Source organism: Actinomadura scrupuli, from assembly GCF_050971785.1.
In the GTDB taxonomy this organism is placed as follows: Bacteria; Actinomycetota; Actinomycetes; order Streptosporangiales; family Streptosporangiaceae; genus Actinomadura_E; species Actinomadura_E scrupuli.
This window is the reverse complement of the sequence record NZ_JBPCCU010000003.1, coordinates 802147-818557: the sequence shown is the minus strand read 5'-3', so window position 1 is coordinate 818557 and position 16411 is coordinate 802147. Positions and strand designations below refer to the sequence as shown.

Here is a 16411-nt window from a genome sequence, read left to right as displayed (position 1 = left end):
CGTCGGAGAGCACCGCCGGACCGGAGGACACCGTGTCCGCCGGGGCGGCCGTGGAGACGCGGGCGGAGGCGGTCGCCACCCCGCCCGTGCCCGCCGGGGAGCCGCTGCTGGAGGTCACGGATCTGCGCAAGCACTTCCCGGTGACCTCCGGGATCCTGTTCAAACGGCAGGTCGCCGCGGTCAAGGCCGTGGACGGGGTGTCCTTCTCGGTGCGCAAGGGGGAGACCCTGGGCCTGGTGGGGGAGTCGGGCTGCGGCAAGACCACCACCGGCCGGATGATCATGCACCTGCTGGAGCCCAGCTCGGGGAAGATCGTCTTCGAGGGGCATGACATCACCAAGATGTCCCAGTCGCAGATGCGGCCGCTCCGCCGCGACATCCAGATGATCTTCCAGGACCCGTACTCGTCGCTGAACCCGCGCAAGACGGTCGGCTCCATCATCGGCGCCGCGTACCGGCTCCAGAAGATCGAGACCGAGAACGGCGTCAAGAAGGCCGTGCAGGACCTGCTGCAGCTGGTCGGCCTCAACCCCGAGCACTACAACCGGTACCCGCACGAGTTCTCCGGCGGCCAGCGGCAGCGCATCGGGGTGGCCCGCACCCTTGCGCTGCGCCCGAAGCTGATCGTCGCCGACGAGCCCGTCTCGGCGCTGGACGTGTCCATCCAGGCACAGGTCATCAACCTGCTGGAGGACCTGCAGGACGAGCTCGACCTCACCTACGTGGTGATCGCGCACGACCTGTCGGTGGTCCGGCACATCGCCGACCGGGTCGCGGTCATGTACCTCGGCAAGATGGTGGAGCTGGCCGACCGGACCAGCCTCTACGAGTCGCCGATGCACCCCTACACGCACGCGCTGCTGTCGGCGGTTCCGATCCCGGACCCGGCCAAGCGCAAGGGCCGCGAGCGCATCCGGCTGCAGGGCGACGTGCCGAGCCCGCTGAACCCGCCGCCGGCCTGCCGCTTCCACACCCGCTGCTGGAAGGCCCAGGAGATCTGCAGGACGGTCGAGCCGCCGATGATCGAGCTCAAGCCCGGTCACGAGGCGGCCTGCCACTTCCCGGAGAACGCTCCGCCGCCCGACACCTCCGGCCTGGTCGCCCAGGCCTGAGCGCGCCTCCCGCGCGCAGGACCCCGTCTCCCGGCCACCACCGGGAGGCGGGGTCCGGTCTTTTCCGGGACCGTCCTCGTACCCGCCCGCGGCGCGGCCCCCTGTAGTGCGAGGCCCCTGGCAGTGCGAGGCCCCTGGCAGCGCGACGCCCCGTACGGTCCGGGGACCGTACGGGGCGTCGTGTGCTCGCGCTCAGCCGGGTGTCACTCGGCGCCGATGGCCTTCAGCACGTCCATCCGGCCGGCCCGCCACGCGGGCCACAGGGCGGCGAGGACCCCGATGATCCCGGCCACGATGACGTAGACCACCAGCGTGCCGAACGGGATGTTCAGCACCTGCAGGCCGTCGTCGGCGGCGCCGCGCTGGATGGCGGTCCCGAAGGCGATGCCGAGCCCGATGCCGAGCAGGGCACCGAAGACCGCGATCACGATCGACTCGAGCCGGATCATCCTGCGCAGCTGGCGGCGGCTGATGCCGACGGCCCGCAGCAGGCCGATCTCCCTGGTGCGCTCGATCACCGACAGCGCCAGGGTGTTGACCACCCCGACCGCCGCGATGAAGATCGACAGGGTCAGCATCACGCTGAGGAAGACGGTGAGGCCGTCGATCTCCTTCTGGGCGTCCTTCTTGACGTCGGACTGATCCTGGACCGTGAGGTTCGGGTAGTCCTTGAGCGACTGCAGGATCGCGGTCTTGGTGGCCGGGCTCGGCTTGGCGGCGTCGACGAGGATCCCGTCGGCCAGCTGGCCGCTGGTGTGCGCCTGGAAGGCCGCCAGCGACAGCACCCGCGGGGCCAGGAAGTCGCTCTTGGCGTAGACCCCCTTGACGGTGAGCCGCTGCTCGGTGCCGTTGGGGAACTTCGCCTGCACCACGGTGCCGGGCTTCCAGCCCTTGTCCTTGGCGACGTCCTCGTTGATGAGCATCCCGTCGGCGCCGAGGTCGGTGCCTCCGGACAGCATCTTGACGTTGGCGCCGTCGATCAGGTCGGCGGTCGCACCGGTGGTGTAGCTGCCGCTCTTGCCGTCGACGGACAGGCGACCGCTGTAGATCGGCGTGGCCTTGCTGACGCCGGACGCGGTGGCCACGTCCGTGGCGGCCGCCGGGCTGAAACCGCCGCCGTTCTCGGCTCCGACGAAGTAGTCGACGCCGAACTGCTGGTCGACCGTCTGGCCGATGGAGGCGCTGAGCGAGGAGCCCATCACGTTGACCGTCGTCACCAGCGACAGGCCGATCATCAGCGCCGCCGCCGTCGAGGCGGTGCGGCGCGGGTCGCGCATCGCGTTCTGCTGGGCCAGCCTGCCGGGCAGCCCGAACAGCCTGGGGTAGGCCGCGCCGAGCACCCGCACCACCGGCTTGCTGATCACTGGGGCCAGCATCGCCACGCCGAGGAAGACCAGGAGCGCGCCGACGCCGAGCAGGAGGAGCGGCTGGGAGCCGACCCCCCCGACGCCCATGCCGAGCAGCGCCGCGCCCGCGGCCGTCATGACCGCCCCGATGACGATCCGGATGCGCAGCGAGCGCTGCGGCAGGGCGACGTCGTCGCGCATCGCGGCGACCGGCGGGATCTTCGCCGCCCGGCGCGCCGGGAAGTACGCCGAGACCATCGTGACGATGATGCCGACCGTGTACGCCCAGATGACCGGGGTCGCGGTGAAGACCAGCCCGCCCTTGAGGTCCAGGCCCTGCCCCTTGAAGAAGGCCTGGAGCACCGTGGCGATGCCCGCTCCGAGGGCGAGGCCCAGGGTCGAGCCGACCACTCCGACGCCGAAGGCCTCACCCATCACCGCCCGGGTGACCTGCCGGCGGGACGCGCCGACGGCGCGCAGCAGCGCCAGTTCCCGGGTGCGCTGCGCCACCAGCATCGAGAAGGTGTTGAAGATGATGAACGCGCCGACGAAGATCGAGATGAGCGCGAACACCAGCAGGAACGTCCGGAAGATCGACATGATCTGGTCGAGGTCGCTCTTGGCGTCCTTGCGCATCTGGGTGCCGGTGATCGCGTCGTATCCGGCGGGCAGCACCCGCTTGACCTCGGCGAGCACCTTCTGCTCGTCCGCCCCGCCCTGTGGCGCCAGCGTGACGTCGGAGAAGTAGCCGGGCTTGTACAGCAGTCTCTGGGCGGTGGCGGTGTCGAAGACGGTGAAGGTGGCGCCGTTCAGGTGGCCGGTGTCGACGATCCCCACGATGGTGACGGGCAGGGGCTTCTCGCGGGACAGCACCTTGGCCTGGTCGCCGACCCGGTAGCCGGCCTTCTTCGCGGTCTCCGCGTCGACCGCGACCTCGGCGGGGCCCTGCGGCGCCCGCCCTGTGGCGATCTTGTCGTCGCCGCCGTCGGTCCAGTTGGCGCCGAACTGCGGAGGCCCGCCGCCGCCGACGACCTTGCCGTCCTTGCCGATCAGGGCGGCGTACCCCTGGACGTGCCCGGTGGCGCTCCTGACCCCGGGCACCTTGGCCAGCGTGCCGACCAGGGCCTGCGGGACCGGTGCCCGCTGGGACTCGTCGTCGTCGTCGCCGCTGACGATCTCCTTGCCCTTGACCTGGACGGCGACGCCCTTGCCGACGCGGTCGAAGATGTCGTCGAACGACTTGGTCATCGTGTCGGTGAAGATGAGCGTGCCCGCGACGAACGCGACGCCCAGGATGACCGACAGCGCGGTGAGCGCCAGCCGCAGCTTGTGCGCGGCCAGGTTGCGGAGGGTGACCTTGGCCATCATGAGGTGGTCACTCCGGGCAGCTCGAAGCCCTTCATGCGCTCGAGGACCTTCTCGGCGGTCGGCTCGGGCATCTGGTCGACGATCCGGCCGTCGGTGAGGAACAGCACCAGGTCGGAGTAGGCGGCCGCGGCGGGGTCATGGGTGACCATGACGATCGTCTGCCCCATCTCCTGCACCGAGTTGCGCAGGAACGACAGCACCTCGGCGCCCGAGCGGGAGTCGAGGTTGCCGGTCGGCTCGTCGGCGAAGATGATGTCGGGCCGGCTGGCGAGCGCCCGGGCGCACGCCACCCGCTGCTGCTGGCCGCCGGACAGCTCGCTCGGGCGGTGCTTGAGCCGCGAGCGCAGCCCCACGGTGTCGATGACGGTGTCCAGCCACTGACGGTCCGGCTTGCGGCCGGCGATGTCGATGGGCAGCGTGATGTTCTCCAGCGCGGTCAGCGTCGGGACCAGGTTGAACGACTGGAAGATGAAGCCGACCTTGTCGCGGCGCAGCCGGGTCAGGCGCTTGTCGTCCAGCCGCGACAGCTCCACGTCCCCGATGAAGACGTTGCCGGAGGACACCGAGTCCAGCCCGGCCATGCAGTGCATCAGGGTGGACTTGCCGGAGCCCGACGGGCCCATGATCGCGCTGAACCTGCTGCGCGGGATGCCCACGGTCACGTCGTCCAACGCGATCACCTGGGCATCGCCGGTGCCGTAGACCTTGGCCACGCGTTCGGCGCGCGCGGCGAACGCGCCCGTGCCCGGCTCGTGGAGCCCCTCGGCGGTCGTGGGGGCGGTGTTCGTCACGTGGAAACTCCCTGTCGGAATGCTCGGAGAAAGCGTCGGGGGTGCTGAAGGGGGGTCGCTCGCCCGGAGACGGGCCGGGCGGTGATCCGTGCCTACAACGCTAGAGGTCCGGGGCGCGGCGGACCTCGGCCGACGGAAGGTAATCGGGTCTCCGTCCAACGGTGGAGTGCCCGGGATCCCCTACTCCTTCAGGAGTAGGGGTCACCACGAGGTCAGCCCTGACCCGGCTGCGACATCCCGGTCTCGTAGGCGTACACCACGGCCTGCACCCGGTCCCGCAGGCCGAGCTTGGCCAGCACGTTCCCGACATGGGTCTTGATGGTCGTCTCGCTGACCACCAGCTCCGCGGCGATCTCCGCGTTGGACAGCCCGCGCGCCACGTGGCTGAGCACCTCGCGCTCCCGCGCGGTGAGCGTCTCCAGCCCCGGCGGGGGTCCCACGTTGCGCACGGCGGGCAGCCGGGTGGCGAACCGGTCCAGCAGCCGGCGGGTCACGCTGGGCGCCACGATCGCGTCGCCGCCCGCGACGATACGGATGGCGGTGACCAGTTCCTCCGGCGGGGAGTCCTTGAGCAGGAACCCGCTCGCCCCGGCCCGGACCGCCTCGATGACGTACTCGTCGAGGTCGAAGGTGGTGAGGATCAGCACGCGGGGGTCGTGGGTGGCGGCCTGCTCGCGCACGATCCGCCGGGTGGCCTCGATGCCGTCCATCCCCGGCATCCGGATGTCCATCAGGACCACGTCGGGCATCATCGAACGGGTCAACTCCACCGCGGCCGCCCCGTCCCCGGCCTCGCCCACCACCGTGATGTCGGCCTCGGCCTCCAGGATCAGCTTGAACCCGGTCCGCAGCAGCGGCTGGTCGTCGACGAGCAAGACCCTGACAGTCACACCGAGCTCCAACGTTCTAGTCCAAGCGTTCCAGGCCAACGTTCAATTCAACGATCAGTCCAGGGGGAACCGGGCCCGGACTTCGAAACCACCGCCGCTACGTGGCCCGATCCTCAGCTCGCCACCATAGAGGGCGACGCGCTCCCGCATGCCCACCAGCCCGTGACCCGGGCCGTCCCCGTTGTCGGCCAGCGCCGCGGCGACCCCGCGGCCGTCGTCCTCGATCTCCACCATCAGCTCCCGCGGGCCGTAGTGGATCCGGACCCACGCGCGGGCCTGCGGCCCGGCGTGCTTGAGCGAGTTGGTCAGCGCCTCCTGGATGAGACGGTACGCGGCCAGGTTGACCCCCGTCGACAGCGGACGGGGCTCGCCCTCCATCCACAGCTGGACCGACAGGCCCGTCTCCCGCACATGATCGACCAGGGCGCCGACCTCCTGGACGCCCGGCTGGGGGGACAGCTCCGGCCCGGCCGCCCTGGTGTCGCGCTCGGTGCGCAGCACCCCGACGATCCGGCGCATCTCGTCCAGGGTGGTCCGGCCGACCTCCTCGATCGTGGTCATCGCCTCGCGGGCGCTGTCGGGGTCCTTGTCCAGGATCCGGCGGGCCGCGCCGGCCTGCACGGTCATCACGCTCACATGGTGGGCGACCACGTCGTGCAGCTCGCGGGCGATCCGGGACCGCTCCTCGACCCGCGCCGTCCGCGCGTCGGAGTCGCGCGCCCGCTCCAGCCGCTCCGCCCGGTACTCCAGCTCGGCGAGGTAGGCGCGCCGCAGCCGCAGGCTCCGCCCCAGCCACCACACGCCCGCGATCAGCGCCGCGTTGGTGACCACGGCGACGGAGCTCATGTCGCCGGGGCTCGCCAGCTCCATCACGGTGAAGGACACCAGCGCCAGCGCGCCGCAGATCGAGCTGACCGCCAGGGCACGGTGCGCGGCGATGGTGTACACCGCGATCACGAACGCCAGCACCTCGGCCACGGTCGGGCCGTAGCGCAGGGCGGTGATCAGGACGTTGCCGCCCACCACGACGAGCAGCACGGCCACCGGGAACCGCTGCCGGAACGCCAGCGCCATCATCACCACGGCGACGATCGCGACCATCGTGGCGTCGGGCTTGCTGAAGCCCGCTCCGGGGGAGCGGGCCGACAGCAGCTGCGGCAGCGCCACCACGAACAGCGCCAGTGCCACCAGGCCGTCCAAGACGGTCAGATGGCTCCTGGACCAGCAGTGCAGGTGCGCGATTCGGGGTGACACACCTTCAAAGTACGGCGTCATCCCTGGTCGCTGCCCCTCCGCGACGGTGATCCGCCCTCCTCCCTGCGAAGGATGCGGTCCCGCCGAACGGGTGGACTCTACGCGCCGGTACGGCGCCCGGGCCAGCGCATGAGGTTCTGGAACAGCTCCGCCTGCTCCACCGCGTCGTCCAGCGCGTTGTGGGTGTGCCGCCGCTTCGACAGCAGCTCACGCGGCATCTGGCCCTTGGTCGACCGGCGGATCTGGGCCCTCGCCCGCGCCGCGTACAGCGTCTTCATGTCGACGCACCGGGAGTGCCCGAACGGCGAGCCGCCCTCGGCGAAACGCACGAAGTACCAGTACATGAACATCCAGTCGAAGCCCAGCGGGTAGGCGGCGAACACCGCCAAGCCCTTCTCCGCCCGCGCCACCTCCCGGATCCACCCGGCTGCGGCCGTCATCGCGGCCGCCGGCTCCTGGCCGTCCCGGGTCAGCCGCTCCCGGTCGAGACCCGACACCGCGAGCGCCTCCGGCACGTACTCGTCGCTGATCGGCCTCAGCTCCGCGTAGTAGGTCCGGGCGAACGGATGGTGCGGCTTGAACGTCTCCCCGTCGTAGGTGCCCGCCACCGACAGCCCGAAGCTGATCATCGAGTACGGGCCCGGTATCGGGCCGTCGGCCTCGATGTCGCACGAGAAGTAGACGTCGGCGGAGGACATGGCGGGCACGCTACCGGCCGCCCGCGGCCCCGGTCACCCGGTTTTCGGCGCGCCGCTACACGTCGTCGGAGAAGTCCGGGCCCGGGACGGGCGCCACGGCCGCCGCGGGCACCTCCGGCAGCGGCGGCGGCGTGCCCCCGAACGACGGGCACAGCTCCTTGTGGTCGCACCAGTCGCACAGCCGGCTCTTGCGCGGCCGCCACTCGCCGGTGTCCATCGCCCGGCGGATCGCCCGCCACAGCGCCTCCACCTTGCGCTCGGTGGCGAGCAGATCCGCCTCGTCGGGCGCGTACCGCAGGATCTCCCCGTTGCCGAGGTACATCAGCTGCAGCAACCGGGGCACCCGGCCGTGCAGCCGCCACAGCACCAGGGCGTAGAACTTCATCTGGAACAGCGCCCGCGCCTCGAAGTCCGCCCGCGGCGCCGTGCCCGTCTTGTAGTCCACCACCCGGACGTCACCGCTGGGGGCCACGTCCACCCGGTCGATGTAACCGCGCAGCTTCAGCCCCGACTCCAGCACGGTCTCCACGAACAGCTCACGGTCGGCCGGCTCCAGCCGCCGCGGGTCCTCCAGGGTGAAATAGCGCTCGACCATCTCACGGGCCTGCCCGAGCCACTCCGCCTCGCCCTGCCCGTCCGTGGCCTGCCCGCCCTCGCCGCCCGCCCCGTCCCCGCCCTCGCCCGCCCCGTCCTCGCCCGGCTGCCCGAACATGGTGGCCAGCGCGGGCTCGTCGGCGAGCAGCCGCTCCCACTGCGGGCCGAGCAGCGCCAGCGCGGCCGGCGCCGTCCGCTCCGCCGCGGGCAGGTCGAACAGCCGCTCCAGCACCGCGTGCACCAGCGTGCCCCGCACCGCCGCCGGGCTCGGCCGCTCCGGGAGCCGGTCGATCACCCGGAAGCGGTACAGCAGCGGGCAGGTCATGAAGTCGCCGGCCCGCGAGGGCGAGAGAGAACCGATCACCGGGATGGGGGAACTGGGGTCCGCGGCAGCCTCGGTCGTCGTCATGCCGAGCAGCGTAGGCGACGCCCCCGACGGAAATCACGGCTATCGCGCCCGCCGTGCCCGGCGGCATGCGGCGGCCATCGCCAGGGCGCATACGATCAGGACGTGGCAGACAGCGCACCCCGCACCCGACAGACCGAGCCCGACAAGGCCGAGCGGCAGGCCGGGCGCAATCCGCCCGGGCTGCTCATGGGCCGGCCGTTCGGCATCCCGGTGTACGTCTCGCCGTCCTGGTTCGTCGTCGCGGCCATCATCACCTTCTGGTTCGGCGGCCAGATCCCCGACCACATCGCCGTCCCGCCGGTGAGCTACCTGGTCGCCTTCGTCTACGCGGTGCTGCTGTACGGCTCGGTGTTCGTCCACGAGCTCAGCCACGCCCTGGTCGCCCGGTCGTTCCGGCTGCCGGTCCGCTCCGTCACCCTGCACATCCTGGGCGGGGAGACCGCCATCGAGCAGGAGCCGGCCACCCCGGGCCGGGAGTTCCTCATCGCCTTCGCGGGCCCGCTGGTCAACCTCGTCCTGGCCGGGGCGGGCCTGCTCACCGGCGTCCTGTTGCCGCTGCCGCCCGTCGGTGACCTGCTGCTGCAGGCGCTGACCTTCGCCAACCTCGCCGTCGGCGTGTTCAACCTGCTGCCCGGCACCCCGCTCGACGGCGGGCGCCTGGTCCGCGCCCTCATCTGGAAGGTGACCGGCCGGCCACGGACCGGCACCGTCATCGTCGCCTGGTTCGGCCGCGGCGTCGCCGTCCTCCTCCTGATCGCCGGCACGTTCGCCGCGGTGTTCCCCGCCGAGCCGCGCGGCGGCGGCGGCATCGGCGCCGACGGCTGGCTCATGGTGCTGTGGGCCGCACTGATCTCCTCGTTCATGTGGGTCGGCGCCACCCAGACCCTGCGGGACGTGCGGATCCGGGACCGGATCCCGCACCTGCGGGCCCGGCTGCTGGCCCGGCCCGCCACCCTCGTCACCGCGAACGTGCCGCTGGCCGAGGCCGTACGCCGCGCCAACCAGGACGGCTCGGGCGCCCTGGTGATCGTCGACTACGAGGGCCGCCCCACCGGGCTGGTCAACGAGCGGGCGGTGCTGGCCACCCCGCACAACCGGCGCCCCTGGATCGAGGTCGGGGACCTCTCCCGCGGCCTGGACGGCGACCTCACGCTCTCCGCGGACCTCGCCGGCGAGGAGCTGATCTCGGCGGTCCGGAAGGCCCCCGCCAGCGAGTACCTCCTCGTCGAGCCGACCGGCCAAGTGTACGGCGTGCTCGCCGCCGACGACGTCAACCGGGTCTTCTCCGGCATCTGAGCGCCACCGCACCGCACCGCCCGGGGCGGGCCCGCCGCGACCGCGCCGGGCGGCCGCCGTGCGCGCCGGGGCAGCCCTCCGCGGCCGATAGCCTTGCGGGCATGAGCGAACCCACCGACGTCACCGTCAGAACCCCGCACGGCCCGTTCCGGGCCGGTGACCAGGTGCAGCTCACCGACCCCAAGGGCCGCATCAACACCATCACCCTCCAGCCCGGCAAGCAGTTCCACAGCCACAAGGGCTGGGTCGAGCACAACGAGATCATCGGCCGGCCCGAGGGCATCGTGCTGCGCTCCTCCGGCGGGATCGACTTCCTGGCCTTCCGGCCGCTCCTGCACGACCACACGCTGCGGATGCCGCGCGGCGCGGCCGTCGTCTACCCCAAGGACGCCGGGCAGATCGTCGCCATGGCCGACATCTTCCCCGGTGCCCGGGTGGTGGAGGCGGGCGCCGGATCCGGCGCGCTCACCTGCTTCCTGCTGCGCGCGGTCGGCGAGCACGGCACGGTCTCCTCCTACGAACGCCGCGCCGACTTCGCCGAGGTCGCCAGGACCAACGTCGAAAGGATCTTCGGAGGGCCGCACCCGTCGTGGCGGCTCACCGTCGGCTCCCTCGAGGACGCCATCACCGAGACCGAGGTGGACCGCGTCATCCTCGACATGCTCGCCCCCTGGGAGTGCGTCGACGCGGTCGCCAAGGCCCTCATCCCGGGCGGGCTGGTCTGCGCCTACGTGGCCACCACCACCCAGATGTCGCGGGTGGTCGAGGAACTGCGCGGGCACGGCGCCTTCGCCGAGCCGTACGCCTTCGAGACGCTCGTCCGCTCCTGGCACGTCGAAGGGCTGGCGGTCCGCCCCGACCACCGGATGGTCGGGCACACCGGCTTCCTGGTGACCGCCCGGCGGATGGCCGACGGGGTCGAGCCGCCCCGGCGCCGGCGCCGCCCGGCCAAGGGCGCCCACCCCGGGGAGCACGCGGAGGGCGGGGCGGCCGGCCAGACCGGCGACCCGGCCGCGCAGGCCGCTCCCGGGGCCACCCCGGCGCCGCCCGCCGGCGACCCGGGCCGGGTCGCCGACCACGGAGGGTGAGCGGCACGCGCGGACACCAAGTGTGCTGTAGGTCACTGCGTTACGCGGGGTGACTTGGTTTACACCAAATTCACAAATGCCGCCAACGGCCCGAAGCGGCCACGAGGTGGGGTCGGAACACGAAGAATCTGCACGATTACCGGCTCCATGCCGCCTTTTTCGCGGTCTTTGCGGTTCCCTGACGGAGGTCGTCCCTGCGGAGGGGTGACAATCGCCACGCCCTGTGATCGGACCGCAACCACATGAGTACCGATCAGGCAGGTTACGGAACCGCTCCGGATAGGTAGGGTCTGAGTAGGTCGTCGGCTTCTTCAGTGGGAGGTGACGGGGCGTGGCCGCTCGTGACGATGCTGGGGCGCGTAAGGCGCAGCACGACAAAGAGGTTCGTGACCTCCAAACGCAGCTCTCTTTCCTCGAGGAAGAGATCTCGGTGCTGCGCAGAAAGCTCGCGGAATCCCCCCGACAAGCACGTGTGCTCGAAGAGCGCATCCAAGAGGTACAAGCCAACCTGGCCGCCGTGACGGGCCAGAACGAGCGTCTCGTGGCGACGCTCAAGGAGGCGCGAGAGCAGATCATCGCACTCAAGGAGGAGGTCGACCGGCTGGCGCAGCCGCCGTCCGGCTTCGGCGTCTTCCTCGAAGCCCGAGACGATGGAACGGTCGATATCTTCACCGGCGGGCGCAAGCTGCGGGTGAACGTGAGCCCGGCCATCGAGGTGGAGGACCTGCAGCGTGGCCAGGAGGTCATGCTCAACGAGGCCCTCAACGTCGTGGCGGCGCTCGACTTCGAAGAGCAGGGCGAAGTCGTGGGGCTCAAGGAGGTGTTCGCCGACGGCGAGCGCGCCCTGGTCATCGCGCACGCCGACGAGGAACGGGTCATCAAGCTCGCCGAGCCGCTGCGGGGCGTCCCGCTCCGGCCGGGCGACTCACTGCTGCTCGAGCCTCGCTCCGGTTACGCCTACGAAAAGATCCACAAGGCCGAAGTGGAGGAACTGGTCCTCGAAGAGGTCCCCGACATCTCCTACGAGGAGATCGGCGGCCTGTCGTCCCAGATCGAGATGATCCGCGACGCCGTGGAGCTCCCGTACTTGCACGCGGACCTGTTCCGTGAGCACCAGCTCCGGCCGCCCAAGGGCGTCCTGCTCTACGGCCCGCCCGGCTGCGGCAAGACGCTCATCGCCAAGGCGGTCGCCAACTCGCTCGCCAAGAAGGTGGCCGAGAAGACCGGCAAGGAGGGGAAGAGCTTCTTCCTCAACATCAAGGGCCCGGAGCTGCTCAACAAGTACGTCGGCGAGACCGAGCGGCACATCCGGCTGGTGTTCCAGCGGGCCCGGGAGAAGGCCACGGCCGGCACCCCGGTCATCGTGTTCTTCGACGAGATGGACTCCATCTTCAGGACCCGCGGGTCCGGTGTCTCCTCCGACGTGGAGAACACCATCGTCCCGCAGCTGCTGTCGGAGATCGACGGCGTCGAGGGCCTGGAGAACGTCATCGTCATCGGCGCCTCCAACCGCGAGGACATGATCGACCCCGCGATCCTCCGGCCCGGCCGGCTGGACGTGAAGATCAAGATCGAGCGGCCCGACGCCGAGGCGGCCAGGGACATCTTCTCCAAGTACATCCTCACCGGACTGCCGCTCCACCCGGACGACATGAAGGAACACGGCAACTCCACCGAGGCCACCGTGGACGCGATGATCCAGCGGGTCGTCGAGCGGATGTACACCGAGACCGAGGAGAACCGCTTCCTCGAGGTGACCTACGCCAACGGCGACAAGGAAGTCCTGTACTTCAAGGACTTCAACTCCGGCGCGATGATCCAGAACATCGTCGACCGGGCCAAGAAGATGGCCATCAAGCAGTTCCTCGACACCGGGCAGAAGGGCCTGCGGGTCGCGCACCTCATGGCCGCCTGCGTGGACGAGTTCCACGAGAACGAGGACCTGCCCAACACCACCAACCCCGACGACTGGGCGCGCATCTCCGGCAAGAAGGGCGAGCGGATCGTCTACATCCGCACGCTCGTCTCCGGCAAGCAGGGCACCGAGGCCGGCCGGTCGATCGACACGGTCGCCAACACCGGCCAGTACCTCTAGCACCCCGGCACGCACGCGGACGCGGCGGTCACCCTCACGGGCGGCCGCCGCTTCGCATGCCACGGCCCGTACCCCCACCCGCGTGATCACCCAGCGGAAGCGGGCCCTCACTCCCCGGGCAACGATTTCGGACAATTTTTGCCCGGCCGGGTCCCGCCCCGGCCCTCCCGTAGATCGTCCGCCGCCCGCCCCGCCGCTCCCGCCGCCCCGCCCCGGTCACCGCGCTGACCAGCGCCGACGATCCTCCTCCCGCGGCCCCTCCCGGCCGTCCCGGCCCCGCCCCCTCGGCCCGCCGGAACCGCCCCGCCGGAGGCCATTCCTGTCACGATCACGTCGTGCCTCTCGGGACATCGGCGAAAGCGCACTAGGCTCGGCCGTATGAGTGTTCGGCGGGTGATGGGGATCGAGACCGAGTACGGAATCTCCGTACCAGGTCAGCCGGGGGCCAACGCGATGGTGACCTCCTCGCAGGTCGTCAACGCGTACCTCGCGGCGTCCGCGGCACGGGCCAGGCGGGCCCGGTGGGACTTCGAGGAGGAGAACCCGCTGCGCGACGCGCGCGGCTTCGACCTGGCCAGAGAGGTCGCCGACTCCAGCCAGCTCACCGACGAGGACCTCGGGCTGGCCAACGTCATCCTCACCAACGGCGCCCGGCTCTACGTCGACCACGCGCACCCCGAGTACTCCGCGCCCGAGTGCACCAACCCCCGCGACGCGGTCATCTGGGACAAGGCGGGGGAGCGGGTCATGGCCGACGCCGCCCGCCGCGCCGCCATGGTGCCCGGCACCCAGCCGATCCAGCTGTACAAGAACAACACCGACAACAAGGGCGCCTCGTACGGCTGCCACGAGAACTACCTGATGCGCCGCGAGACGCCCTTCTCCGACATCGTCCGCCACCTCACGCCGTTCTTCGTCTCCCGCCAGGTCGTCTGCGGGGCCGGCCGGGTCGGCATCGGGGTCGACGGCCGCGGCGACGGCTTCCAGATCAGCCAGCGCGCCGACTTCTTCGAGGTCGAGGTGGGCCTGGAGACCACCCTGAAGCGGCCGATCATCAACACCCGCGACGAACCCCACGCGGACCCGGAGAAGTACCGCCGGCTGCACGTGATCATCGGTGACGCCAACATGAGCGAGGTCTCCACCTACCTCAAGCTCGGCACCACCGCCCTGGTCCTCGCCATGATCGAGGATTCCTTCCTCACCGTCGACCTGTCGGTGGAGATGCCCGTGGCGGGCCTGCGGGCCGTCTCCCACGACCCCAGCTGCAAGCACCTGCTCACCCTGCGGGACGGCCGCAAGATGACCGCCGTGCAACTGCAGATGGAGTACCTCGAGCAGTCCCGCAAGTACGTCGAGGACCGCTACGGCGCCGACGTCGACGAGGACACCAAGGACGTGCTGAACCGCTGGGAGTCGGTGCTGCACCGCCTGGGCGACGATCCCATGCAGCTGTCGCGCGAGCTCGACTGGGTCGCCAAGCTCGAGGTGCTCGAGGGCTACCGCACGCGTGACTCCCTCGACTGGTCCCACCCGCGGCTGCAGCTGGTCGACCTGCAGTACACCGACGTACGGCCCGACCGGGGCCTCTACAACCGGCTTCAGTCCCGGGGCCGGGTCGAGCGGATCGTCTCCGAGGCCGAGGTCCAGAAGGCCATCGAGGACCCGCCGGAGGACACCCGCGCCTACTTCCGGGGCCGGTGCCTGCGCCAGTACGCCGACTCGGTCGCCGCGGCCTCCTGGGACTCGGTCATCTTCGACGTCCCCGGCCGGGAGTCGCTGCAGCGCGTCCCGACCTTGGAGCCGCTGCGCGGCACCAAGGAGCACGTGGGCGACCTCTTCGACCGCTGCCGCACGGCCGCCGAGCTCGTCGCCGCGCTCACCGGCACCTGATCCCGGCTCCCCGGACGGACGGGCAGGTGGGCGGCGGTTGCCCTCCGCCCGGCCCTGTGGGCGCCGTGCGGGCCGCGGGCGGCTCGTCCGGCCCCACCGGGTGCCCCCGGCCGGCCGGGCGGTCACCGGCCCGTTACAGGCCGCCGCGCCGGGGTCGGCAGGGGTCCCCCAATATCTGTGACCGGTTTGCCCGTTTCAGGGATTGTCACACGGGCGATAACCCCGGCAGGGCCCCAGACCGTCGGCGGCGGGCGGAAGAGATCATGGCTTCCGCTGGATTCGTGTCACTGACGGTAGGGTCGGGGGTACCCAGCACGAGCGTGGAGGATGACATGGCCACCAAGGACACCGGCGGACAGCGGCAGACGACCAGGCGGACCGACGAGGTCGACGAGACCCAGACCGCGACCGGCGAGGACGTTCAGGAGCGCCAGGAGAAGCTCAGCGACGACGTCGACGCGATTCTGGACGAGATCGACGAAGTCCTCGAAGAGAACGCCGAGGAATTTGTCCGATCTTACGTACAAAAGGGAGGTCAGTGATAAATCGGACATCAATCTGGCTGGACAGCCAGGTTTGCATGGCCGATTCATTCATCGACCACATGACCTTCGGATATGGATACTCTAATGGTCCATGTCCGATGGTCATAAATCCCCGGTCAAGAAGTGTCCCGATTGTGGCGAGACGAAGCCTGTCGCAGAATTCGGTCTAAATAAGCGCCTGTCCGATGGATACGCCCGGTATTGCAAGGCGTGCTTCGGGGTGCGCTCCAGGGCCAGCTACCGTAAGCGCCGGGCGGAGCAGGGCAAGCAGGTTCGAGAGGCTCGGGTCGTCCCGGCAGGTTCCAAGTACTGTCCGGGCTGTACGGAGATCAAGGCTCTCGAGGAGTTCGGCCGTAACCGGGCGGCCCATGACGGCCTGACGGATTACTGCAAGCCGTGTCATAACTCGATCATGGCCGAGATCAGGCGGCGGAAGCACGGCAGCGCTCGCAATTACCACCTGAAGCGGAGATACGGCATCACCGCCGATGAGGTGAAAGAGCTACTCGCAACGCAAGGCGGAATCTGCCTGAGAGCGCCCGCCGTCCATGTGGATCACAACCATGAGACCGGCCTGTTCCGCGGGCTGTTGTGCTTCAGCTGCAACGGTGCTCTCGGCCAGTTCGACGACGAGTCCTGGCGCTTGCGCCTGGCCGCGGACTATCTCGAGAGCGGCGTCGGGTAGTTCCCCCTCATTGAGCGCGAACGGGGAGCCGCGGCGCTGGACGATCCTTCCCGCCCGGCCGAGCGCACGAAGGCGAAGAAGGCCAGAACCTCGCGCCACTACCGGCTGCGCGACCGCTACGGCATCAGCGGTGCCGACGAGCAGGCGATGATCTCGGAGCAGCGGGGCCTGTGCGCCGTCTGCTGGACCGCGAAGGCCGAGCACGTTGATCATGATCACCTGACGGGCCGGGTGCGCGGCATGCTCTGCCCGGAGTGCAACACCGGGATGGGGCAGCTCAAGGACGATCCCGCTGCGTTGCGGCGGGCGGCCGACTACGTGAGCGGCACCCTGGTGCGGACCACGCG

At 70.4% G+C, this 16411-nt stretch carries 13 protein-coding genes and 1 pseudogene; 8 read left to right on the top strand and 6 right to left on the bottom strand.

Features of this window, described 5'->3' with window-relative positions:
• The first annotated feature begins 50 nt into the window (after positions 1–50).
• Positions 51–1112 carry an ABC transporter ATP-binding protein gene (locus ACRYCC_RS18105; RefSeq protein ID WP_433813919.1) on the top strand — a complete coding sequence of 354 codons (1062 nt, stop codon included), beginning with the start codon at positions 51–53 and terminating at the stop codon, positions 1110–1112.
• 203 nt (positions 1113–1315) lie between these two features.
• Here ACRYCC_RS18105 and ACRYCC_RS18100 read toward each other — a convergent pair whose 3' ends face one another.
• The 6 genes from ACRYCC_RS18100 to ACRYCC_RS18075 form a co-directional block, all read right to left on the bottom strand.
• Positions 1316–3826, bottom strand: a complete 2511-nt coding sequence (locus ACRYCC_RS18100) for an ABC transporter permease (RefSeq protein WP_433813505.1) — start codon at positions 3824–3826, stop codon at positions 1316–1318.
• Positions 3823–4617 carry an ABC transporter ATP-binding protein gene (locus tag ACRYCC_RS18095; RefSeq protein WP_433813503.1) on the bottom strand — a complete coding sequence of 265 codons (795 nt, stop codon included), beginning with the start codon at positions 4615–4617 and terminating at the stop codon, positions 3823–3825. The genes ACRYCC_RS18100 and ACRYCC_RS18095 overlap by 4 nt, the downstream gene beginning before the upstream one ends.
• A 212-nt stretch (positions 4618–4829) precedes the next feature.
• Positions 4830–5507, bottom strand: coding sequence for a response regulator (locus ACRYCC_RS18090; RefSeq protein WP_433813501.1), 678 nt, complete (start codon positions 5505–5507; stop codon positions 4830–4832).
• A 54-nt stretch (positions 5508–5561) separates the two neighbouring features.
• Positions 5562–6761 carry a sensor histidine kinase gene (locus tag ACRYCC_RS18085; RefSeq protein WP_433813499.1) on the bottom strand — a complete coding sequence of 400 codons (1200 nt, stop codon included), beginning with the start codon at positions 6759–6761 and terminating at the stop codon, positions 5562–5564.
• A gap of 98 nt (positions 6762–6859) precedes the next feature.
• Positions 6860–7459, bottom strand: a complete 600-nt coding sequence (locus tag ACRYCC_RS18080) for a 3'-5' exonuclease family protein (RefSeq protein WP_433813497.1) — start codon at positions 7457–7459, stop codon at positions 6860–6862.
• Between the two features lie 55 nt (positions 7460–7514).
• Positions 7515–8462, bottom strand: coding sequence for a RecB family exonuclease (locus ACRYCC_RS18075; RefSeq protein WP_433813495.1), 948 nt, complete (start codon positions 8460–8462; stop codon positions 7515–7517).
• A gap of 102 nt (positions 8463–8564) precedes the next feature.
• On the opposite strand from ACRYCC_RS18075, the gene ACRYCC_RS18070 reads away from it, so the two are divergent.
• The 7 genes and pseudogenes from ACRYCC_RS18070 to ACRYCC_RS18040 form a co-directional block, all read left to right on the top strand.
• Complete coding sequence (locus ACRYCC_RS18070) at positions 8565–9758, top strand: site-2 protease family protein (protein WP_433813493.1); 1194 nt, start codon at positions 8565–8567, stop codon at positions 9756–9758.
• Between the two features lie 101 nt (positions 9759–9859).
• On the top strand, positions 9860–10846 hold the full coding sequence (locus ACRYCC_RS18065; protein WP_433813492.1) for a tRNA (adenine-N1)-methyltransferase: 987 nt from the start codon (positions 9860–9862) through the stop codon (positions 10844–10846).
• Between the two features lie 331 nt (positions 10847–11177).
• Entirely contained in the window at positions 11178–12941 is a 1764-nt protein-coding gene (gene arc, locus ACRYCC_RS18060) for a proteasome ATPase (protein WP_433813490.1), read from the top strand.
• Positions 12942–13319: 378 nt separating this feature from the next.
• A complete protein-coding gene (gene dop / locus ACRYCC_RS18055) occupies positions 13320–14834 on the top strand; it encodes a depupylase/deamidase Dop (RefSeq protein ID WP_433813489.1) in 1515 nt (504 codons plus the stop codon).
• A gap of 332 nt (positions 14835–15166) precedes the next feature.
• Positions 15167–15376: a ubiquitin-like protein Pup gene (locus ACRYCC_RS18050; protein ID WP_433813487.1), complete on the top strand. Its 210-nt coding sequence runs from the start codon at positions 15167–15169 to the stop codon at positions 15374–15376.
• A 94-nt stretch (positions 15377–15470) separates the two neighbouring features.
• A complete protein-coding gene (locus ACRYCC_RS18045; protein ID WP_433813486.1) occupies positions 15471–16064 on the top strand; it encodes an endonuclease VII domain-containing protein in 594 nt (197 codons plus the stop codon).
• 147 nt (positions 16065–16211) lie between these two features.
• A pseudogene (locus ACRYCC_RS18040) lies at positions 16212–16328 on the top strand (endonuclease domain-containing protein); the annotation flags it as partial.
• Positions 16329–16411: the final 83 nt, after the last annotated feature.